The 22,232-nt window shown below is 48.2% G+C and carries 17 protein-coding genes; 6 read left to right on the top strand and 11 right to left on the bottom strand.

Going from position 1 to position 22,232, the window contains the following annotated elements; translation table 11 throughout:
* Window positions 1-11 precede the first annotated feature (11 nt).
* Entirely contained in the window at window positions 12-623 is a 612-nt protein-coding gene (locus tag BP71_RS34020; RefSeq protein ID WP_496386138.1) for an inorganic pyrophosphatase, read from the top strand.
* Window positions 624-818: 195 nt separating this feature from the next.
* Window positions 819-2,414 (top strand): peptide chain release factor 3, encoded by a 1,596-nt coding sequence (locus BP71_RS34015; RefSeq protein WP_496386136.1) that lies wholly within the window; start codon window positions 819-821, stop codon window positions 2,412-2,414.
* Between the two features lie 94 nt (window positions 2,415-2,508).
* Here the strand turns inward: BP71_RS34015 and BP71_RS34010 are convergent, their stop codons facing one another.
* The 4 genes from BP71_RS34010 to BP71_RS33995 all read right to left on the bottom strand — a co-directional run bounded on the left by BP71_RS34010 (window position 2,509) and on the right by BP71_RS33995 (window position 4,735).
* Window positions 2,509-2,880, bottom strand: coding sequence for a DUF4890 domain-containing protein (locus tag BP71_RS34010; RefSeq protein ID WP_496386135.1), 372 nt, complete (start codon window positions 2,878-2,880; stop codon window positions 2,509-2,511).
* A gap of 70 nt (window positions 2,881-2,950) precedes the next feature.
* Window positions 2,951-3,694, bottom strand: a complete 744-nt coding sequence (locus tag BP71_RS34005; RefSeq protein WP_496386134.1) for a DUF3307 domain-containing protein — start codon at window positions 3,692-3,694, stop codon at window positions 2,951-2,953.
* Between the two features lie 5 nt (window positions 3,695-3,699).
* Complete coding sequence (locus BP71_RS34000; protein WP_496386133.1) at window positions 3,700-4,332, bottom strand: hypothetical protein; 633 nt, start codon at window positions 4,330-4,332, stop codon at window positions 3,700-3,702.
* Between the two features lie 106 nt (window positions 4,333-4,438).
* Entirely contained in the window at window positions 4,439-4,735 is a 297-nt protein-coding gene (locus tag BP71_RS33995) for a hypothetical protein (RefSeq protein WP_496386132.1), read from the bottom strand.
* Between the two features lie 176 nt (window positions 4,736-4,911).
* On the opposite strand from BP71_RS33995, the gene BP71_RS33990 reads away from it, so the two are divergent.
* The gene (locus BP71_RS33990; protein WP_496386131.1) at window positions 4,912-7,941 is read left to right on the top strand and encodes an amidohydrolase family protein; all 3,030 of its coding nucleotides are present in this window, start codon (window positions 4,912-4,914) and stop codon (window positions 7,939-7,941) included.
* Between the two features lie 31 nt (window positions 7,942-7,972).
* Complete coding sequence (locus BP71_RS33985) at window positions 7,973-9,271, top strand: amidohydrolase family protein (protein ID WP_496386129.1); 1,299 nt, start codon at window positions 7,973-7,975, stop codon at window positions 9,269-9,271.
* 54 nt (window positions 9,272-9,325) lie between these two features.
* On the opposite strand, the gene BP71_RS33980 is transcribed toward BP71_RS33985, so the two are convergent.
* From BP71_RS33980 to BP71_RS33950, 7 genes are all read right to left on the bottom strand, one after another.
* Complete coding sequence (locus BP71_RS33980; protein WP_496386128.1) at window positions 9,326-10,156, bottom strand: CvfB family protein; 831 nt, start codon at window positions 10,154-10,156, stop codon at window positions 9,326-9,328.
* 50 nt (window positions 10,157-10,206) lie between these two features.
* Window positions 10,207-12,612: a TonB-dependent receptor domain-containing protein gene (locus BP71_RS33975; protein ID WP_496386126.1), complete on the bottom strand. Its 2,406-nt coding sequence runs from the start codon at window positions 12,610-12,612 to the stop codon at window positions 10,207-10,209.
* 161 nt (window positions 12,613-12,773) lie between these two features.
* On the bottom strand, window positions 12,774-14,105 hold the full coding sequence (locus tag BP71_RS33970) for a TolC family protein (protein ID WP_496386125.1): 1,332 nt from the start codon (window positions 14,103-14,105) through the stop codon (window positions 12,774-12,776).
* 69 nt (window positions 14,106-14,174) lie between these two features.
* Window positions 14,175-17,264 carry an efflux RND transporter permease subunit gene (locus tag BP71_RS33965; RefSeq protein WP_496386124.1) on the bottom strand — a complete coding sequence of 1,030 codons (3,090 nt, stop codon included), beginning with the start codon at window positions 17,262-17,264 and terminating at the stop codon, window positions 14,175-14,177.
* A gap of 55 nt (window positions 17,265-17,319) precedes the next feature.
* Entirely contained in the window at window positions 17,320-18,420 is a 1,101-nt protein-coding gene (locus tag BP71_RS33960) for an efflux RND transporter periplasmic adaptor subunit (protein ID WP_496386123.1), read from the bottom strand.
* Window positions 18,421-18,563: 143 nt separating this feature from the next.
* A complete protein-coding gene (locus tag BP71_RS33955) occupies window positions 18,564-19,607 on the bottom strand; it encodes a chorismate-binding protein (RefSeq protein WP_496386122.1) in 1,044 nt (347 codons plus the stop codon).
* 246 nt (window positions 19,608-19,853) lie between these two features.
* The gene (locus BP71_RS33950; protein ID WP_496386121.1) at window positions 19,854-20,285 is read right to left on the bottom strand and encodes a hotdog fold thioesterase; all 432 of its coding nucleotides are present in this window, start codon (window positions 20,283-20,285) and stop codon (window positions 19,854-19,856) included.
* 85 nt (window positions 20,286-20,370) lie between these two features.
* Between BP71_RS33950 and BP71_RS33945 the strand changes: the two genes are divergently transcribed.
* Together BP71_RS33945 and BP71_RS33940 are read left to right on the top strand one after the other, a co-directional pair.
* Window positions 20,371-21,015: a histidine phosphatase family protein gene (locus BP71_RS33945; protein WP_496386120.1), complete on the top strand. Its 645-nt coding sequence runs from the start codon at window positions 20,371-20,373 to the stop codon at window positions 21,013-21,015.
* Between the two features lie 106 nt (window positions 21,016-21,121).
* Window positions 21,122-22,219, top strand: coding sequence for a sensor histidine kinase (locus BP71_RS33940; protein ID WP_496386119.1), 1,098 nt, complete (start codon window positions 21,122-21,124; stop codon window positions 22,217-22,219).
* Window positions 22,220-22,232: the final 13 nt, after the last annotated feature.

Raw genomic sequence — 22,232 nt, 5'->3', positions numbered from 1 at the left:
TTACACAACTAATGATCGCTAACGTACACAAAGCACATCCGTGGCACGGAATTCCAATGGGTGACAAGGCACCCGAATTAGTAACTGCATTTATTGAGATTGTTCCTACCGATACAGTAAAATACGAAATTGACAAGGTGACCGGTTACCTCAAAATCGATCGCCCTCAGAAGTATTCCAACATTGTTCCTGCATTGTACGGGTTTATTCCAAAAACCTACTGCGCGGAAAAGATCGCGTTGCTGGCAAGAGAGCGCTCAGGCCGAGACGTAACAGAAGGCGATGGTGACCCGCTGGATATCATCGTATTATGTGAGAAAATTATTTCACATGGTAACATCATGTGCGAAGCTAAGCCTATCGGTGGTATCCGCCTGATCGATGGCGGAGAAGCAGATGATAAAATTATTGCCGTTTTAAAAGGCGACGAAGTGTACGGAGGCTATTCCGACCTGAGCGAACTTCCCGAAGGGATTGTGGAGCGTCTGAAACACTACTTTTTGACCTACAAAAACCTGCCGGGTGAAAAAGCGCATATCGAGATCACCAATGTTTACGGAAGGGAAGAAGCACACGAGGTGATCCTTACTTCGGTTGAGGATTATAAGCATTCTTATTACTGAGATCAGCAGATATATAAGCTCCACTCAGGTGCTATTAATTTAGAGCCGTCCCGATGAAGGGCGGCTCTTCTTTATTCTTATCTTTGTGCAAATTTTGCTATTTTGTCACAACAGGCTTAGAGAAAGCAATGCTTTGAAATAAAAAGCATTAGGCTACTTTCCTGATAAATTCCTGCCTGAATGGGGCAGCTATGTATGAGTAATTTACAAGAAATAAAGAAGCGCCGCACGTTTGCGATCATCAGTCACCCGGATGCGGGGAAAACCACACTGACGGAAAAGCTGCTGCTTTTCGGCGGCGCGATCCAGACGGCGGGTGCGGTAAAATCCAATAAGATCAAGAAGACGGCAACCTCCGACTTTATGGAGATTGAGAAGCAGCGGGGTATTTCGGTAGCAACTTCGGTGATGACTTTCGAATATAAGGATTTGCTGATCAATATCCTCGATACACCGGGTCACAAGGATTTCGCCGAGGACACTTACCGGACACTAACCGCCGTGGATAGCGTAATCCTGGTCGTGGACTGTGTGAAAGGCGTCGAGGAGCAGACCGAGCGGTTAATGGAAGTATGCCGGATGCGTAATACGCCTGTGATCGTGTTCATCAACAAGCTCGACAGGGAAGGACAGAATCCGTTCGAACTGTTGGATGAGCTGGAAAGCAAGCTGAATATTCGCGTGCGTCCGCTTACCTGGCCCATCAACATGGGTGCCAATTTCAAGGGAGTTTACAGCCTGTACGAGCAAATGCTGTATTTCTTCAAGATCAATAAAACCAAAATCGAGAACGACGTGGCGAAGGTGAGTCTGGAAGACGCAAGTCTCGCAGAATTACTGGGCGAACGGGATGCGAACCAGCTTACAGAGGATGTGGAGCTGGTGGAGGGCGTTTATGATGTATTCTCCGAGGAAGCTTATCAGAAAGGGCAACTGGCGCCTGTATTCTTCGGTAGCGCGATCAACAACTTTGGTATTAAGGAGCTTCTGGATACATTCTGTGACATTTCGCCGATTCCTCAGCCACGGCCTACGGATGTGCGCGAGGTGGAGCCTATGGAGCCGAAGTTTACCGGTTTCGTATTCAAAATACATGCTAACCTCGATCCGCGTCACCGCGACCGCATTGCGTTCCTGCGTATTTGCTCGGGTAAATTTGAAAGGGGCAAGTTCTATAAGCATGTACGCCTGGGTAAAGACGTTCGTTTTTCGAGCCCATTTACGTTCATGGCCTCTGATAAAAGCGTCATGGACGAAGGTTTCCCGGGTGATGTGGTAGGTCTCTATGACACGGGTAACTTTAAGATAGGGGACACATTAACAGAAGGTGAAATCCTGAACTTTTCGGGTATTCCGAGTTTTTCACCGGAAATATTCAAGGAACTGATCAATATGGATCCGATGAAATCCAAGCAATTGGAAAAAGGTATTCAGCAGCTGACGGATGAAGGTGTAGCTCAGCTCTTTACATTGGATCTTGGAAATCGTAAGATAGTGGGCACTGTGGGCGAGCTTCAGTTTGATGTGATCCAGTATCGGTTGGAACATGAATACGGAGCGAAATGCCGCTGGGTACCCATGAATGTCTCCCGTGCCTGCTGGCTTACTGCGGACGAAAAACCGGCTATGGAACAATTCATTCGTTTGAAAGGTAATCAGATTGCCTATGACAAGGACCGTAACCCGGTTTTTCTGGCCGAATCTGAATGGATGATCCGGATGAACCGCGAGAATAATCCCGCAATCCACTTCCATTTCACGTCTGAGTTTAAGACAGAAATGGCGATCTGAGATAGGCTTCTCAAATCGAAAGTATAATTTAGAATTTGATAAAAACAAGAAGGCTGCCACATCCGAAATGGGCAGCCTTCTTGTTTTAACGCTTTTAGTTCCGGGGGTCTCTTCCACCGCCACCACCTCCGCCGCGGTTATTGCGGCGATCTTCCAGCATGGTTTTGTATTTTTCCTGCTGTTCAACGGTCAGGATCTTGGCGACCTCGGTATTGAAAGTTTCCATGGACGCCCTCATTTGCTCGCGATCGATGTTCTGAGCCTCCCTCATCTCCTGCATTTTCTGCGCGCGCGCCAGGCTCAGATTATACACTTGCTTTTGCTGATCTTCCGAAAGTTTTAAGTTTTCGGTTAATGTTTTGGTTTGGTTTTCGGCACGCTGCTCGGCCGTCATATTGCCGCCACGTTGGGCGTAGGTTGTGAAGCTTGCAAATGCCAGTAATATGGCCAACAATGTTTTCTTCATGGTCAAAAAAGTTTAGATACCGGGGTTAGATGCAAAAGTGATGAGTAAGTTTAACCGTGCTGCCGGATTTTTAACTCAGCATGCGGACGATCAGCGCGACGGCAATGGCGCAGGTGTAACTCATGAGCGTTCCGACCAGTACATATTCAGATTTTTTGCTGATATAGGCCGGCGGGATTCCTGAATCGGACGCTTTGTCGTTGTAACGCAGTAGTGATTTGGCGGCAATCAGAAAGCCGATTGCGGAAAATTGGTTGACCAGCACGAAAACAAAAATGAGCAGTCGTTCCGACATACCTATCCATCGGCCTGCATTGGCGAGATTGTCGTCGGCATTCGGGGCCAGTCGGCTTAATTCTTCGCGCCAGGGTTTCGTCAGGATACCCACCAGGAATGAGATGGGGGAGAGGGAAAGCAGGGCTCCGGATAGCGTGGCGAGCGTTTTTGTGGTATAAAACCATACTATGAACGTTTGAATGCCGGGTTGCAGGTGTTTTGTAAGTACCAATGCCGTAAGTGCAATGGTTGCAATATGTGCGGCTTGGTCTGCGATAAACCAGGTTAGTGATCCTTTTTTATCCAGTGAAATTTTGATCAGATCGATAATCCCATGCGCGATTCCCAGTGCAATGGCAGGCAGAGGATTTTGCCACTGGCCTAATGCGACATAGGAGGCCAGGATGACCAGTAATATATGCAAGTACAGGTATTTCGATTTGTATGTTTTCTCCCTTTTGTCAACAACCCATACGGTAGGCTGCCAGTAAAAATCCACGAGCACGTGTGCCAGGAGTAACAGCAAAAATTCGGTCATAATGGTTAGCGTTTGGTGTATAGTGATAGATGCTTTGGAAAATTAGTAAGAAAACTTTCAATGGCCCACCATTTAGAGGCGATAACCCGCTGGCTTGTTGCGGATTGGCTGATGGACAGCATTTCTGCGATCTGTGTGATATTTTTTCCCTGTAATAAGGCCACCACTACTTCGCTTTGCGCCATAGTCCAGTTTTCAATCAGGGCTTCCAGCAGGTCAAGCGTCGCATTCAATGACTCTGACGGAACCGGCAATGCAATGCCGATCTTTGCTTTTTGTTTACGGATATGGTCGGCGAGGTGTCCCGAGAGCCTGAATGCCTCACCGTCGGAAGTCCCGGCACGGTCGGTGAGCTGCTCGGTTTTTCCAATACCTATTGCAATGCGCAGATCTGCATTGGGCGATTGCGCACGCATAAACGCGCGCGCGAGAATAGCAGCCCGCATCGCCTGATCTGTATTTTTCAGTACAGCCTGAAAGCTGTCACCCCGGTATATTTCCGGATTGAGCGTCCATTTAAAAGATGGATCATTATGCAATAAGGCAATCATTTCTTCGATCCATCGTGTAGCCTCATCCCGCGGGAATAGGGTGTAATTGACCATGTCTGCTGTAAAAACAGCCTGTAATTTTCCCATATCATATAAGCTTTTTGCCTTATAATTAACAAATATAAGCAAAAAGCCTTATATTTTTAATATATAAGCTAAAAACCTTATGTTTGACTAATATAAGGTAAAAGACTTATATTTTGTTGAGAAATTTTTGAGCCAAATGCGCCCATTCTTCTTTCAAAGAGCCTTTAAATACTTCTGAACCAGCACGCCGATACCAGTATCCGGCATTCCAGGCATCGCCTTCAACCCGGTGAAGATATGCATGCAGGCGGTCATAAGGCTGGGTTCCTTCTTTGCTCTGGGCAATGTTATGGGCTGCTTCCCAATCTCCATTAGCGTCATACCATAATGCTTCCAGAAGGATGGGAAGGCCTTTGGGAGGGGAGGGAAGCGTTAGCGAATCATGGAATTGTTCGAATGTCATAGGGAGAAAGTAATGATAGGAAAGCGATCAAAATGGATTGCAAGATGCTAATAAATCAAAACAACATAAAAATTTCGCGGGCTAATTGCAACTTCCCCCGAATCGTGTCTTCTAACCCCTATTTCATGATTTTACTTGTATATTGTCATGCACAACTGTAATTAAAACAACGATATATGTTTAAACAATTATCCATGATACTGGGCTGTATGGGCATAGCGGTCTACTGTCAGGCACAGGAAACTTTCCCGCGAAACGGGGCTTATGATGAAAGACCAGGCAGGTACGCTTTTACCAATGCCACCATCGTGGTGGATCCCAAAACCAGGCTGGAAAATGCCACCATGCTCATCGCGGATGGGGTGATCCAGGAGACGGGAAAGCAGGTAAAAATACCAGCCGGAACCGTTACCATCGATCTGAAAGGGAAGTTTATCTACGCATCCCTGATCGACCTCGACTCTGACTATGGTATGCCGGACGTAAGGAGGGTTCAGGGGGCGCCCGGCAGACAGACGCCCCAATTGGAGTCCAATAAGAAAGGGGCATTTGGCTGGAACCAGTCTGTTCAGCCGGAAACCGATGCTGGTATGCTTTTCTCGCCGGATGCGAAGAAGGCGGGAGACCTCCGGAAGATCGGTTTCGGGACTGTGCTTGTTCATGCACACGATGGTATCGTGCGCGGGAGCGGCGCATTACTGACCCTGACTGACGAGTCAGCCAGCAAAGCCATGCTCAACAGCAAGGCTTCGGCCCATTTTTCATTCAGTAAAGGAAGTTCTTCCCAAACCTACCCATCGTCTACAATGGGCGTTGTCGCATTGTTGAGGCAAAACTATTATGATGCCGACTGGTATGCGAAAGGCGGCAAAAAGAAAGAGACAAACCTATCGCTAGAAGCATTCAATCAAATCAAGGGATTACCCTCATTTTTTGAAACCAGCGATAAATACAGTGTGTTGAGGGCCGACAAGATCGGTGATGAATTTGGGATACAATATATCATCAAAGGAGGAGGAGACGAGTACCAGCGCATTCGTGAAATCAAAGAAACCAAAGCCACGGTATTGCTTCCGCTGGTGTTTCCCGACGCCTACGATGTAGCTGATCCCTGGGACGCAGAGGTTGTCACCATGACCCAAATGAAACACTGGGAACTGGCGCCGCGTAACGCATCGGAAGTCGAGAAGGCCGAAATTCCGTTCGCATTCACCACAGCAGGCCTGAAAAACAAGGCGGATTTCTGGAAAAACCTGAGAACGTCGATTGAATATGGTCTGTCGAAAGAAAAAGCGCTCGAAGCTCTCACCACTTTGCCCGCCTCGTTAATCAAAGCCGCGGATAAGGTTGGAAGCCTGAAACCAGGAATGCTTGCCAATTTTATCATTACCTCTGGGGATCTGTTTGCAAAGGAAAATGTGATTTATGAAAACTGGATCCAGGGCAAGAAGTTTCCCCTGACGGCACTGGATGCGCCGGATTTGAGAGGTACCTATGCCTTATCATTAAATAATCAGCCAGCAGGAAAATTACAGATCAGCGGTACTCCCGAAAAGCCCGAGTATAAAATCACGGTACAGGATTCCATAAAAATCACACCGAAAGCGATCCTTTCCAACGCATTGCTGACATTGACTTATCAGCAGGATAAAAAAGAGGGAGGAACCACCCGGCTGACGGGATGGCTAAGTGGAAACGGATTGGCCGGGGAGGGCGTGTTGCCAAATGGTACAGTCATTCCCTGGAATGCAACATTGACGGAAAAAAGTGTTGCCGTCGCGGTCGCAGATACGGCGACCGTCAAAGTGAAGGAAACAGGGCCTGTTCTGTATCCGTTTGTAGGTTACGGAAATGAAATTTTGCCCGTAAAGGAGACCATTCTGATCAGGAATGCTACGATATGGACGAATGAGAAGGAAGGCATTTTGCAAAATGCAGATGTCATTGTTCAGAATGGAAAGATCACCAAGGTAGGAAAGGGATTAGCGGCACCAGCCGGAGCCAGAACGATCGACGGGACAGGGAAACACCTGACAAGTGGTATTATCGACGAGCATTCGCATATAGCACTTTTTACGATTAATGAGGGAGGGCAGTCCAGCTCTGCCGAAGTGCGGATGAGTGACGTCATCAATCCGGATGACATCAACATCTACCGCCAGCTGGCCGGAGGGGTTACAGCTTCGCATTTATTGCACGGTTCTGCCAACTCGATTGGCGGACAAAGTGCCCTGATCAAACTCAAATGGGGTACAAACGCGTCGGAAATGTTGATCCCTGAGGTCAAAACGATCAAGTTTGCGTTAGGTGAAAATGTCAAGCAATCCAACTGGGGGGATGTTCAGCGCGTGCGTTTTCCTCAAACCAGAATGGGCGTGGAGCAGATCTATTTCGACCATTTCCTGCGTGCCAAAGAATATGCAAACAATTGGAAAGTCTATCAGGCGAATTCCAAAAAGTCGAATGCAGTCGCGCCTCGGCGGGATATCGAGCTCGATGCGCTGGCCGAAATTCTTGCCAATGAGCGGTTTATCACCTGCCATTCGTATGTACAATCCGAAATTAATATGCTGATGCATGTGGCAGACTCATTGAAATTCAAGATCAACACATTTACGCACATCCTGGAAGGCTACAAGCTTGCCGACGGAATGCAGAAGCGGGGGATCGGAGGTTCGACGTTTGCCGATTGGTGGGCATATAAAATGGAGGTGAAGGAAGCCATTCCTTACAACGCCGCATTGATGTACCATGAGGGAGTGACAGTGGCGATCAACTCCGACGATGCCGAAATGGCAAGGCGTTTGAACCAGGAGGCTGCGAAAACGGTCGAGTATGGCGGTGTGCCCGAAGAAGAGGCCTGGAAAATGGTCACGCTGAACCCGGCGAAGCTGTTACATGTAGATGACCGGATGGGAAGTGTCAGGGCTGGAAAAGATGCAGACCTGGTGCTCTGGAATGCCAGCCCCCTGTCGGTCTACGCCCGGCCTGATTTTACGATGGTGGAAGGCGCAATTTATTTTGATCGCAAAAAGGATGTAGAGAAACAAAAGACGATCGCCATAGAGCGTGAGCGACTGATCCAGAAAATGCTTGGAGACAAAGCGGAGGGCAAGCCTACCCAAAAACCCGAAGCGACCAAGCCCCACATGTGGCATTGCGAAGACGTAGCAGGGATTCATACGGAACACGGCGATGCCAGGTAAATTCTGTTTCAAGATTTTCAAAACCAATACAATGAAAAAACATATTCTGATTGCAGGTTTCTTGCTGGGACTTACTTACGGATCCCGTGCACAAAACCCGGCACCCGCGACACCACAGACCAGGCCGATCGTGCTGACAGGGGCGACGATCCATGTCGGAAACGGGGAGGTTATCTCCAATGGCGCTATCGCGTTTGATAAAGGCGTAATTGTGCAGGTTGGCCCGGCCGCTACTGTAAAGGTCCCGGGCGGCGCCGAAACGGTGGATGTAAAGGGGAAACATATTTTCCCGGGTATTGTATCACTGAATACCACCGTCGGTTTGCAGGAAATAGCTTCTGTACGGGCCACGCTGGACTATCGTGAAGTAGGGGAGATCAATCCCCACGTGCGTGCGCTGGTGGCATATAACACTGATTCCGAGGTAATCCCTACTTTAAGGGGCAATGGAGTCCTGCTGTCACAGGCAGTCCCGCAAGGCGGCGCGATTTCCGGTTCGTCCTCGGTATTTTACAGCGACGGGTGGAACTGGGAGGATGCCGTTTTGAAAAAAGATGATGGGGTCTGGCTGAGCTGGCCTCCCTTCCTGGCTGGTAGTTTCAATAATGAAGACTTCACTTACTCTGTCAAGAGGAATGATAAGCGGCAGGAAGTTATTGACCTCTTCAAACTGACTTTCACGGAAGCAAAAGCTTACAATGAGCTTAAAGACCCTAGCCCGGTGAACCTGCGTTTGGCAGCAATGAAGCCGCTTTTCAATGGCACTGCAAACCTGTACATCCGGGCAGACTACGCCAAAGATATCATTGAGGCGGTCAACTTTGCGAAGGAAGCGGGTGTGAAGAAGATTGTGATCGCAGGTGGTGATCAGTCTTACAAAGTCGCGGCATTCCTGAAAGACAACCAGGTTCCTGTTATATTAAACACGACCCACCGGCTTCCGGGCGGCGTCGATGAGAACGTCTATCTGCCGTACGAACTGCCGGGTTTGCTGCACAAAGCGGGCGTGAAAGTTGCGATTACGTACGCGGATGAATGGTGGCGTACGCGCAACCTGGGCTTTCTGGCTGGAACAGCCTCGGGCTTTGGTGAAGTAACGCCGGAAGAGGCATTGCAATTCATTACCAAAAATGCGGCAGACATTATCGGGGCAGACCAGGTCGGGACTCTTGAAAAAGGCAAGCAGGCATCATTGCTTGTTTCTGACGGAGATATCCTCGATATGCGCGGGAATGTGATCAATATGGTTTACATCCGCGGTGGCAAGGTTAATCTGGACGATAAACAGAAACGGCTCTACGAAAAGTACAAGGACAAGTACGGGAAGTAGCAGAACCCGAAAAGGAATAGCCATCTGTCTCTGCGGCAGATGGCTATTTTCTTACTAAGCCAGATAAATTCCCTCGTCGGCAATTCTGATGCGGCCTTGCTTGTACAGCCCGCCAATGGCTTTTTTGAAAACTTTCTTGCTGATTTTAAGTCGCTTGTATATTTCCTCAGGCGATGAACTGTCAGAGAGACTCAGGAAACCTTCGGACTTTTGTACTTCGTCCAGAATTTGTTGCGCCACCGGTTCTACAACTTCATAACCGGTTTTTTGCAGACTGATATCGAGCTTATTTTCTTCCCTTATTTTTTTGACGTAACCCTTCAGAGAATCGCCGATATGAAGTTCACGGAATACTTCATTGGCATATACCAATCCCTTGTGATACTGATTCACCACCACATTGTAACCCAAGTCTGTCTTTTGCCATACCAAAAGATCAACCTCGTCGCCTTCGCTAACGGTGAGCCGTTCATTTTCAAGGAATTTATCAATTTTAGCAGAGGCCAGCAGGCGTGATGTCTTCTGGTCGAGGTAAAGAAATACCACGTGCCACTCAGCCACTTCCATTGGAGGGTTCTGTTCCCGGAATGGCACGAATAAATCTTTGATCAGCCCCCAATCCAAGAATGCGCCGTATTCAGAAACATCTTTGACTTCGAGGAACGCAAATTCGTTGCGGATGATTTTCGGGGTCTGAGTAGTAGCTACCGGCCGATCTTCTGAATCCAGGTACACAAACACCTTGATATTGTCGCCCACCTGCATCTCATCCGTGATATATTGATTGGGTAGAAGCACTTCTTCACCTTCTACATCACTGAGAAACATCCCGACGCTGGTTACCCGCTCGATCGTCAGGTAATTATATTTTCCTATAAAAAGCATTGTTAAAAAAACGAAGTTCGGCCGCAAAGGTAGCGCTTTCGGGCCGACATTTACTCTTCCTCTCCGGAGTCGCTCTGTTTGTCTAAATTTTGCTTTTCCTTCGAGCGGTTCAGGCGATAGGAAAATGTCAGGAGGAATTGCCGGGGGCGCCATTGGAATACCGAACTGGAATAATAGCCCGCATTCTCGGTAATACTTCTTCTTTTTTGTGAATTCAATAAATCTCTGACACTCGCAGTGAGCGTGCCGCGGCCTTTCAGGATATCCTTGGAAAACCCAAGGTCGATGAAGTAAATCGCCAGATCTTTACCCTGCGTGGTTCGCCTGGGAGCACGGTAGTTAAATGAGCTCTGAAAATCCACGGAGCTGAAAAGCGTAATCCGGGAAGAGAAGCGGCCGGTCCACGAATAGGTGTCGCTTTTGTAAAGTTTGTCGTTGTAAAAGCCCTCGTTCATGGCCCTGAAAATATTCGCATTGGCTGTTAGCTTCCACCAGGGGGCAGGGTCGTAGGTCAGGTTGAACTCGAAACCGTAAGAATCACCGGTTGAGAGATTAATGGGTGTTATGGTTGTGAAGCCGGTCGAATCTACGGAGGTGATGTTTTCAACTACGCCCAATCTGCGACGATAGTAAATGCTGGAAAGGAACGTACCTTTTTCCATATTCAGCAAATGTCCTGCTTCGAATGAATGCGTGAACTCGGGATTAAGAAGCGGGTTTCCTGACCTGAAAACACGTGAATCGCTGAAATTGGAAAACGGCAGCAAATCGCGGAACCCCGGCCGGCTTAACCGGTAGCTGTAACTCAGTTGTAAAGTCTGGCTGTCTTCCAGTTTGTAGGAAATATGAATGCTGGGAAACAGGTTAAAGTATTTTCTGTGATTGGTCTCCGCGGTTTTTTTGAGTTCCGTGAGAATGTCGGTGTACTCTCCGCGCAGACCGGCCTGAACGAAGAGTTTATCAAACTGATTACTGGCCATCAGATATGCCGCATGGATTTTCTCGTCGTAGGCAAGTCTGTTGTCGTAGTCGGGGAGAATAATCCAATGCTTTTGTTCATTCTGCTGGTGGACAGAAAAGTCGTTATCGAGCATCCGGATCGAGCTTTTCAGGCCCGCCTCTATTTTCCCATTTTTTCCGAATGGATGGATGTAGTCCAGCTGCGCCAGGAAATTCTTTTCATCTTCGGTGTTATACGATCTCTGCATGATATCGACTGAGCCATTGTTGGCCAGTTCGTGGTAACGCGACGATTCCGTTTCGTCGCTGAGAATATATTTCGCGTCGAACGACAGGCTTTGGCCCTTTCGCTCGAAGTTTTTTTTATAATTCAATGCTACCTCGATGTTCGTCCGGGGTTCCGTTTCGTTTTCGGAACGGGTTACGGTGCGGGTGAGGGTATTGTTGAAGTCAAAATCCCGGTACTCCAGGAGCGATTTATTGTCGTTCTGAGAATTGCGGTACGAAAGGGTAGTTGTGATTGTATTGTTGTTATTTAAAAAATAATCCAATCCAACCCGGATATTATTGGAGTAGCCCGACCGGGTTCTGTTGTTGGTTTGCTCGTATACAAAACTGGTATCTGCGCTATTATATTCCTGTCTTGAATGGCCTTTGCCGGGGCCTTCGCGATACATCCATCCATAGTTGGCGATCAGGTTGACTTTTTTCTTCCTGTAATTCAAATTGAAGGAAGTGCCGAAATTGGACGGATATCCTGCAGTACCCGTGAATGAGCCATTCAGCCCATACCGGATATTTTTCTTCATCACGATGTTCAGGATGCCAACTTCCCCTTCCGCATCGTAGCGCGACGAGGGGTTCGTGATGATTTCTACGCTCTCGATCAGGTCAGCGGGAATTTGCCTTAATGCCTCCGCAGGGTTCAGCCCCACCATACCCGATTGTTTGCCGTCGATCAGTATCCGCACATTCTGACTGCCTCGTAATGCAACGTTACCTTCCACGTCCACGGTCACGGACGGCATGTTGTTGAGAATGTCGGAAGCATTACTGCCAATGTTGCTGAGGTCCTTCCCCACATTGAAAACGCGTTTATCCAGTTGCAGGTCCATCTGGCTTTTTTCACCCTGTACCACGAGTTCTTCCAGCAATCGCGAGCTGGCTGTGAGCGAAATTGTTCCCAGGGCGACAGGCTGATTGATAATGCGGATGTCCGCGACGATTTTTTCGTCTAATGCAAGGAATGTGATTCTGAGAAGATAAGCGCCTGGTTCGGCAGGAATGCTGAACATGCCGTTTTCATCGGCAGTTCCACCGCCGAGTAATGCAGAGTCTTTGGCAGCAAGCAGCGCGACATTCGCAAAAGGGACCGGCTTTTTGTCCGGATCTTCGAGTTTGCCGGTAATGGGGTAAGTTACTGAGGGCTCGTCCTGCGCGTGAAGCCGGACGACCAGGGTGGTTAGGAGTGAAATAAGCAGTAGTAACTTTTTCATGACGGCATTAAACATCCCTGTTGACTTGGAAGGTCTGCAAGGATGTGTTAAATTGAAGGTGAGCCGGTTAGATCAGAAAGCCATTCAAAAGTTTAATGACTTTTTAATCTTCATGAAAAAAACCTGTGCCAATCCGCGTAACGGATGTGGCGTATAGAATTTTATTGTAGGGTATTGCCTAATCTTTTCAGCTCGATCTCAGCGGCTTTGGCTGCGTAGTTGAGGTTGATCAGCCGGTATCCGGCCTCCTCGAAGCTGCGTTGCGCTTCGCGCACGTCGATAATTGTTGCCTGGATCAGTTCGAAGCGTTGGAGCGTCAGGTCCAGCAGCTGTTTGCTCAATGCATAGTTTTGCTTCTGGTTTTCAAGCTGCTCAATCGAACTCTGGTAGGTTTGGTACATTTTGACTGCGTTGGCACTATAATCGCGCAGGATCACACTTTTTTGCAGCTCAGCATTGGAGGTATTGATCTCCGCGGCCTGTAATTGTCGTTTAAATGATGAACCATTGTAGATCGGGATCGCGAGGGTAAGGCCTGCCTGAGGGCCCAAAACGCGGTTGAGTAGCGTAAAACCAGCGGCTGTCTGGTTACGGGTGTAATTGTAGGCGGCATTGAGTCGAACCGTTGGATAACGCAGCGCAGCTGTTTCTTTCACGACGAGCTCGTTAATTCGGATCTGATGATCCGCCGCTTTCACATCCGCATTCGCGGTGAGGCGATCGATTATGGGAGCAAGTTGGATGTTGTTGTCGACGGTAATGGTGTCTTTGATTGTCACAGCCGATTTGGGATCCATGGTGATCGTTCTGAGTAGTTCTGTTTTGGCCACCTGTGCAACCATTTGCTGGTTCAGCAATGTCTGGTTGAGTGTGTTCAGATCGATCTGAGCCTGAAAGATATCTGCATTGTTGGCCATACCAGCTTCTTTCCGGACTTTCAGGATTTCGAGCCGTTTCTCGGAAGCCTGTATCGACGTACGGATTGTATTGACATAGCTGAGCTGGCGTACTACATCGAAGTAGCTGGTCATCACGAGCGCGATGGTGTTCTGGATCTGTGAGTTAAGCACTTCCGCGCTTTGGTATTGAAGTTCTGCCAACCTCTTTTTAGTGGCTACCACGCGTTTGCCGTTATACAACAGCATTCCGACTGAGAGGTTGGCCTGTGTATTATTACCGGCAGCTGCGTTACGGCTGATCTCGGTCCCGTTGTTCAGTTTCTGGTTTACCTCTGTGATCTGCTCGGTATTGGAAGCGTTGATAGCAACCGTCGGCAAGCCTCCGGCAACGCCATAGTTGTTGAGAATCTTGTTCGCCTCCACAGTATTTTTGGCTATTTCGATCTCATAGCTATTCTTCAATGCGGCGGCTATGGCCTGGTCCAGGGAAAGTGTGAGCGTATCGGCCGGATCACCGGCAATCGCCGTACCAGAGCAAAATAAAAGAACAATAAAAGGGTTTCTGTATTTCTTCAAAAAGGTGAGCGAGCCCATGTACAAGAACAATATTTTAATTTTATGAATAATTCCTGGTATCAGGAGTAATTAGCTGAACGACGTCAATTATGCGACAAGCTCCTCTGCCATTTTCTGTTCTTCCGTTACCTTGTGCTTTTTTGGGGAAATGAACGTGTAAATCGCGGGAATTACGAACAAGGTAAGGATTAGTGAAAACATCAGCCCCCCAACAATCACCACGCCCAGCGGAACACGGCTTGTCGCGGCGGCCCCAAGGCTTAATGCAATAGGCAATGCACCAAATGCTGTGGCCAGACTGGTCATCAGGATCGGGCGCAGACGTTGCGTGGCGGATTCGACTGCCGCTGCCATTCTGCCCATTCCCTGTTCGCGTTTCTGGTTCGCAAACTCTACAATAAGGATACCATTTTTCGTCACAAGCCCGATCAGCATGATCATACCGATTTGAGAGAAGATATTGATAGTCAGATCGAACAGGTAGAGACTCAACAGTGCGCCTGCTAATGCCAGCGGTACGGTGATCATGATGATAAATGGATCGGTGAAGCTCTCAAATTGTCCTGCAAGAACCAAATACACCAGTAACAACGCCAGTCCAAACGCAAAACTCGTGTTGGAAGAGCTCTCCTCAAAGTCACGGGAAGGACCTGTCAATGAAGTTTGGAATGATTCGTCCAGTAGTTTGGTGCCAATCCTGCGCATGGCCTCCACGCCGTCCCCGATGGTCTTTCCTTCCACGAGGGAGGCTGAAATTGTAGCGCTTTTGTACCGATTGTAGTGATAGATCGTCGGCGGGCCGCTTTCTTCCTCCATCCGGACAACAGCTGTCAATGGAATGTTTTCGCCCCGACTGTTGCGTACATAAAGCTTTTCGATATCGGCTGGTTTGTTACGTTCCTCACGCTCCACCTGGCCGATTACCTGGTACTGCTGCCCATTCATGATAAAATAGGCAAGGCGGCGTCCGCTGAATGCAGCCTGGATGGTGGCAGCGACGTCGGTGGTGGACAATCCCAAATCTTTGGCTTTAAGCCTGTCAATGGTCAGACGAACTTCCGGTTTGTTGAATTTGAGATTCACATCCACATTTTGGAAAGTGGGATCCTGCCGTGCTTCATCCAGAAATTTCGGAAGAACCTCGCTGAGCTTATCAAAGTCAAGGTTTTGTAATACAAACTGAACAGGCAACGAGCCCCGGGAGCCTATACCGACAGAGATGGTTTGCTCTTGGGTAGCAAAGATCCGCGCATCATTGAACCTGGAAAGTTTCTTATTGATTTCCTGTGCGATTTCATTCTGGCTTTTTTTGCGCTGATCGGAAGGTACAAGCCCGATTCGGCCCGTGGCGCTATTCACACCGCCTCCACCGAAACCAGGTGTAGCTGAGAAGGTAAATGCTTTTTCCGGGATCGAGTCGTTCAGGAAATTACTCAGCTCGTCTGAGACACCTTGCATTTGATCAAAGCTGGTTCCTTCCGGGGCTGAGAGATTGAAGCGGATGCTGTTCCGGTCTTCCATGGGTGCAAGCTCGCTTTGCAAATGCGAATAAGTAAACCAAATGACCACACCGCACGCCAGCACGAGCACCCAGGCTACCCATCTGGCCTTCATAAATCCACGGAGCGTACGGTTATAACCGTCTTCCATTCCGGTGAAGAACGGTTCAGTCTTATTATAGAACCAGCCATGGCCGGCGTCTTTGCGATTCAGCACCACATTCAGAACGGGGGTGATCGTCAGCGAAACAAATGCGGATATTAATACGGCAGAAGCTACGACGATCCCGAACTCGCGGAAAAGACTTCCAACAAACCCTTCCAGAAATATCACCGGGAGGAACACCACTGCGAGAGTCAGTGAAGTAGAAATAACGGCGAAGAAAATTTCCCGGCTACCTTCCAATGCTGCCTGCCGGATCGGCAAGCCGCTTTCGAGCTTCCTGAATATGTTCTCGGTGACTACAATGCCATCGTCGACCACCAGACCTGTTGCAAGGACAATACCCAGCAACGTGAGGATGTTGACCGAAAATCCGCATAAGTACATGACGAAAAACGTCGCTATCAGGGAGATGGGGATATCGATAAGCGGACGGACGGCGACCAGCAGGTTACGGAAGAAGAACAGGATTACGATTACCACCAATGAAAATGCGATGAGCAATGTTTCTTCTACTTCCTTGATCGACTGGCGCACAAGACGGGTATTGTCGATCAGTACATTGAAGGTGATGTCCGATTTATTGGATTTCTGGATTTCTTCCAGACGTTTGTTGAATTCATCTGAAATTTGCACGTAGTTGGCGCCGGGCTGCGGAATCACCGCCAGGCCGACAGCGTACATGCCATTGTATTTCCAGCTCTGCTCTTCATTCTCCGGGCCCAGTTCTACTTTGGCCACATTGCTTAGCCGGATGATGCCCGAGCTGTCGTTCTTGATAACCAGGTCATTGAATTCCTTCTCGCTTTTCAGCCTTCCCATGGTCCGGATTGTCAGTTCCGTATTGTCACCGTAAATCTTCCCGGCTGGTAATTCTACGTTTTCGGAGGCTAATGTGGTGGTAATGTCATTGAATGAAATATTGTAGGAGCTCATCTTATCCGGGTTCAACCAGATCCGCATCGCATACCTTTTTTGCCCGAATATGTTGATCGCACTTACGCCGTCGATCGTCTGCAAGCTTTGCTGCAGTACATTTTCGGCATACTCACTTAATTCAAGCAAACCTTTGGAAGGGCTTTGCACGGCAAGAAGCAGAATGAAGTCTGAGTTTGCATCGGCTTTGCTTACCACCGGCGGGGCATCGATGTCCTGCGGCAGGTTACGGACTGCCTGGCTTACCTTGTCACGAACGTCGTTCGCGGCACCTTCGAGGTCGGATTTGAGGTTAAACTCCACCGTGATGTTACTCGACCCGATCTGGCTCGACGAACTGATGCTTTTAATGCCGGGAATACCATTGATACTCTTTTCAAGCGGCTCGGTGATCTGACTTTCGATAATGTCTGCATTGGCGCCGGTGTAGCTGGTCCGGACGTTTACGATCGGCGGATCGATAGCCGGGTAGTCTCTCAAAGACAGGAAGTTATATCCTACTACACCAAAAAGAATGATGAGCAGGTTCATCACGACCGCCAGGACGGGCCGTTTCAGGGATAATTCTGAAATATTCATAAGCTGGGGTTCAAGGGAATAGTCATTGCAACGATTTTCATTGCGAATCCGTCACTTACTTGCTTTCATTCAAGCTTCTTACACTTCTCACTTTCACAGGAGCATCGGGACGGGCAAAGAGTACACCCGAAACAACTACCGTATCGCCTACATTCAGGCCCTTCGTCACCTCCACCACATCCTCCCTGCGGTCACCGGTTTCGATTTGTGTAAAGACAGCTTTGCCCCCCTTAACCAACACTACCTTTTTGCTGCGGGCCTCGGGAATAATGCTGTTGGAAGGGATCATGATGCTGTTCTTGTTGCTGCTTGCATTGAGATATACTTTTGCAAATGACCCGGGGCTGGTGGAACCGGAATTCAAAACAGCCCTAACCGTTAAGTTTCGGGTAGTTTGATTCACTTGCGGTTCGATAGCCAAAATCCGCGCTGTTTCGTACTTCCCTGAGGCCTGGTCCAGCAGTACTTCCACAGAACCGCCCTTGGTGACGTATTGCTGATAGCTTTCAGGAATAGTAAAGTCGATTCGCAGATTGGAGAGTTGCTGTATGGTGGCAATCACGCTTTGGGGGGTTACATAGGCGCCTGCGCTGACTTTTCGCAAACCGATGACGCCTGTAAACGGGGCTTTGATAATTGTTTTATCGATCAGTGCCTGCGTGTAGACCATGTCTGCTTTGAGCGTATTCACATTGTTCGTCGCCAGATCGTAATCTGCCTGATTGATCCCATTGACGGCAATGAGTTGTTTGAGCCTTTTTTCCGTTGTCTCGGCGAGCTCCAGTTGTATTTTCGACCTGTTAAGTTGTGCTAAAAGGTCGGCGTTGTTGATTCGGGCAACAACCGTGCCTTTTTGGAGTGTTTTTCCTTCAGGTACATCCAGAAAGGTCAGCAATCCGCTTACTTCGGGCCGCAATTCAGCATATTCATTGGCCACGACAGTCCCATTCACTTCCACCTTGTCGCTGACTTTTTCCGATTTCGCGATGATCACGTCAACAATAGTGGGGCCTCCACCGCCCTTCTGCTGAAAAGTATCCTTTTTTTCTCCGCACGAAAAAGTAATAAAGAGCGAACCGGCAATGAAAAGTGAAGACAGAGGTTTGGTTAGATGATGTAGTACGTCTGCACGGGCAGATCTGGCGATAAGATTCATAGGGTTCAATAATCCTGGGCTTAGTGGTTTAGGAGTCCTGAGGACTAAATGCGTCCATTTCAGAGTGTTGTTCAAAATTATATATTAATCTCGAACGGATTAGACTTTTTTCTCCTTTAAAAGTTTAAAGCAGGCTAATTTTTTTATAAGGACGTGCCTATCACTTTGAGCAGGGTATCACACTTCAGTTCGGTTTCAAACCATTCGAGCTCCGGAACAGAATCCTCCGTAATACCGGCACCGGCAAAAAAGGTGGCGATACCATTCTTGAAACGAACCGTCCGGAGGTTGACAAAGAGGTTTGTGTTTCCCCCCACCTGAACAGGCCCGAGAAAGCCGCTGTAATAGGAGCGGTTATAGCCTTCTATGTCGTTGATGAATTGGAGGCTCGGTGTCTTGGGTACACCGCAGATAGCCGAGGTGGGATGCAGAAGTTTTAGCATGACCGACGCCAGCTCAGGGAAATTGAGTGAGATCGTGTCTACCTCGAAAACGGTCCGCAAATGGTATAGATTACCTGCCAGAACGGTTCTGGGGCCAGTTTCGAGATATTCCCGCAGACGGATTTTTTTGAAGCATTCAATGATATACCGGCTAACGAGTGCCTGCTCTTCGATCTCCTTTTCACCCCAGCGGATGTCGTATTTTGGGATAAGTTCGCCTGATGCATTTCGGGCACTTTGCGTGCCGGCAAGCGACATCGTTTTAAAAGTACCATCGGACACGTGCTCCACCAATCCCTCCGGGCTTGCTCCCAGCCATATTTCGTTTTCCTCGGGCAGATTGACCAATGAAACAAATGCGTGCGGGTACGCGTACACCAGCTTTTGGAAAGCCCTGGCGGGCTGAAACGCGTCGGTATATTGCAGGTCCTTTGTACGCGAAAGGACGACCTTTTTGAAACGGTTTTGACGGATTGCTGCAACTGCCAGTTCAACCGTGCGTTCAAACCGTGCTCGGGCGTCGGGATGATCCGTTGGCGGAACAAGCGGGAATAACTTTGCTTCAGAAGCTGTCTCTTTCCCGCTGAACGATTCTGCCAATTGTATCAGCTTTTTAACCTCAGTATGTTCCTCGCCCAGTTTATTTTCAACTCGGGCAATGCGATTGTCTTCAGAGAATGTCAGAATAATGTCTCCTTCAAGAAACAAAACATCCTGATCGCTTTCCCAGTAAAAGGAACTCATGACAAAGCCGGGACTCATTTTTTCGAGTTCTGGACTACATTTGCGAATCCCATCCTGAATGGAGATAAGCAGTTTGATTTCGTTTGTGTGCGGGAGTCGCCATAGTGCGGATGGGAACCCCAAAATATTGGATGCACGCCATAGCTCCTGAATTTGTAATCCTTCAAATATCGAAATCCCGGTGTCGGTTTGTACTGATAGCATTTAACGAATGGGCAACGTCCCGTTAGGTCAATTTTCTGCAAATTAATGTTGGCGGTCTGCATTCACAATAGCGACCGTAAGTCTACTAATGCAAACCAGTTTGTTTTCTTCATTGGTGATGCGAATGTCCCAGATGTGGGTGGTCCGGCCGACATGTATGGGCCTTACCGTTCCGTAGACGTATCCTTCCTTCACCGGCCTGAGGTGGTTCGCGTTGATTTCGAGTCCTACTGCGTGCTTGTTTTCAGATTCCGGAATGCAGAGAAAAGAGGCAATGCTGCCGAGGGTTTCGGCAAGGACCACCGAGGCGCCGCCATGCAGGATACCGAAGGGTTGATGCGTCCTCTGGTCGACTGGCATTCGTGCTGAAACATAATCTGTTCCGATCTCTGTGAACTCGATTCCAATGTGGTTTGCAATGCTCTTCTTTCCGAAAGCATGAAGTGAATCAAGGGTAGCGGTTTTAACAAACATATCTAAAAAATGTATAAATTTGTATTGGCTTTATGAAGAGAAAACAAGGTATTTGCAAATTTAATATTTAAATTATCCTATTATTTTGAAAAGAAAATCGATATACCTCATTCGCCACGGTGAAACCGACTTTAATCGCAGGGGAGTAGTACAGGGAAGTGGTGTAGATTCCTTGCTGAATGAATGGGGAGAAGCGCAGGCCGCCGCTTTTTTTAATGCTTATCAACATGTCCCTTTTGACAAAATTTATACCTCTGATTTAAAGCGAACACAGCAAACTGTCCGTGGGTTCATCAGGCTCGGGATACCACATGAGAGCTACTCCGGGCTGAATGAAATTTCGTGGGGGGCCAGAGAGGGCCGCGAACCGAATACGGGCGATAACAACTATTACCGGGAGTTAGTAAATGCCTGGAAAAACGGCCTGGTTGAGCTAGCAGCCGAAGAAGGCGAAAGCCCGGTGGACGTAAGAGAGCGCCAGATCCCGGTGATCGATACGATTTTATCCCGCCCGCACGAAAGGAATATCCTCATTGCCATGCACGGAAGAGCCATGCGCGTGTTGCTAACCACCCTGTTTAATCAGCCATTGATCAAAATGGACGACTACGAGCACAGCAATCTGTGTCTTTACAAGATCAATTATTCCTACGATACCCAGCAGTTCGAGCTGGAAGTTTCCAACGATATTACCCATCTGCTTTCCATCGAAATTCCGCAAACGATATAGTAGCCGTTTGTGTATATTCGTTTCCATTGGTGTATAAATGTACTCTTCGTGGTAGTGCATTTATACATTTGTGGCTTTTCCATATATCATCAGCGTTTCTAAGTTCATGTCCAAAAAACGCATCTATTGGTCTCTGCAGATACTTGGCTGGACATTGCTAATCATGTTCGAATACATTCCATATGCGTTGGAATACGGTTTCGAAATGAGGGAGTTCTATACTGCATTGGCCAACATCCTTCTTGGGATCTGTCTCACACACGTATACCGGTTAGTTATCAGACGATGGAACTGGTCGTCACTTCCACTACCCCGGCTCGCTTTACGGGTGATCGGCTCGGTGCTTTGGCTGGGACTCATCATGGCGATGATCAACCAGCCCATGGACCGGGAAATCCTGGAACATAATTTGCTCAATCAACCATTGGTCTTCTGGGGCTACTATGCCAACTGGTGTAAAAACCTGCTGGCATGGATACTGTCTTACACCGTTTATCATTACGTGGAGCAGACGCGCCTCGCCAGTTATGAGAAGATCATGCTAAAAATGTCGGCACGGGAGGCCGAAGCAAAAGTTCTGCGTTCGCAACTCAATCCGCATTTTACATTCAATGCATTGAACAGCATACGGGCGCTGGTGTATGAAGACCCCAAGCGTGCACAACTCAGCATTACCCAGTTGTCGAACATACTCCGGAATTCGCTCCTGGCCGATCGGCGGAAGACCGTCGATTTGCAGGAAGAGTTAAGGACAGTAGAAGACTATCTTGAACTGGAAAAGGTACGGTACGAGGAGCGTCTCTGTTATAGCATAACCACCAATCCACAGGCCATCTACTGGCAGGTACCTCCCATGATGTTACAGACATTGGTCGAAAATGGTATCAAACATGGGGTAGCTAAACAAATGGGAGGTGGATTTATTGGGGTAAAATCAGAAATTGCCAATGAGTTGCTGGTCATTACGATCCACAACTCAGGCAACCTGGGTAGTACGGATGTTAATGTCAATAACCTGGGCAATACCGAGTCGGGCGGGGTAGGTTTGAAGAATACGGCAGAGCGACTGTCGATTTTATATGGAAAAGCGGCGACATTCCGGATCTTTCAGGAAAAGGAAAATGTGGTCTGCTCAGAGATAAAAATCCCGATGTTGTCGGAAGGGGTGATGATGGTAGGCGAGGGGGCCGAAAAAGCGAACTAAAAACCAAGATTAA

Source organism: Dyadobacter ginsengisoli DSM 21015, assembly GCF_059568735.1.
This window is presented reverse-complemented; position numbering and strand designations above follow the sequence as displayed.

Coding starts and splice junctions, on each gene's coding strand:
- BP71_RS34015 (WP_496386136.1), top strand. CDS start 819: ATGAGTAATTTACAAGAAATAAAGAAGCGCCGCACGTTTGCGATCATC.
- BP71_RS34005 (WP_496386134.1), bottom strand. CDS start 3,694: ATGACCGAATTTTTGCTGTTACTCCTGGCACACGTGCTCGTGGATTTT.
- BP71_RS33990 (WP_496386131.1), top strand. CDS start 4,912: ATGTTTAAACAATTATCCATGATACTGGGCTGTATGGGCATAGCGGTC.
- BP71_RS33995 (WP_496386132.1), bottom strand. CDS start 4,735: ATGACATTCGAACAATTCCATGATTCGCTAACGCTTCCCTCCCCTCCC.
- BP71_RS34000 (WP_496386133.1), bottom strand. CDS start 4,332: ATGGGAAAATTACAGGCTGTTTTTACAGCAGACATGGTCAATTACACC.
- BP71_RS33950 (WP_496386121.1), bottom strand. CDS start 20,285: ATGTTTGTTAAAACCGCTACCCTTGATTCACTTCATGCTTTCGGAAAG.
- BP71_RS33970 (WP_496386125.1), bottom strand. CDS start 14,105: ATGGGCTCGCTCACCTTTTTGAAGAAATACAGAAACCCTTTTATTGTT.
- BP71_RS33965 (WP_496386124.1), bottom strand. CDS start 17,264: ATGAATATTTCAGAATTATCCCTGAAACGGCCCGTCCTGGCGGTCGTG.
- BP71_RS33955 (WP_496386122.1), bottom strand. CDS start 19,607: ATGAGTTCCTTTTACTGGGAAAGCGATCAGGATGTTTTGTTTCTTGAA.
- BP71_RS33960 (WP_496386123.1), bottom strand. CDS start 18,420: ATGAATCTTATCGCCAGATCTGCCCGTGCAGACGTACTACATCATCTA.
- BP71_RS33975 (WP_496386126.1), bottom strand. CDS start 12,612: ATGAAAAAGTTACTACTGCTTATTTCACTCCTAACCACCCTGGTCGTC.
- BP71_RS33985 (WP_496386129.1), top strand. CDS start 7,973: ATGAAAAAACATATTCTGATTGCAGGTTTCTTGCTGGGACTTACTTAC.
- BP71_RS33980 (WP_496386128.1), bottom strand. CDS start 10,156: ATGCTTTTTATAGGAAAATATAATTACCTGACGATCGAGCGGGTAACC.
- BP71_RS34020 (WP_496386138.1), top strand. CDS start 12: ATGATCGCTAACGTACACAAAGCACATCCGTGGCACGGAATTCCAATG.
- BP71_RS33940 (WP_496386119.1), top strand. CDS start 21,122: ATGTCCAAAAAACGCATCTATTGGTCTCTGCAGATACTTGGCTGGACA.
- BP71_RS34010 (WP_496386135.1), bottom strand. CDS start 2,880: ATGAAGAAAACATTGTTGGCCATATTACTGGCATTTGCAAGCTTCACA.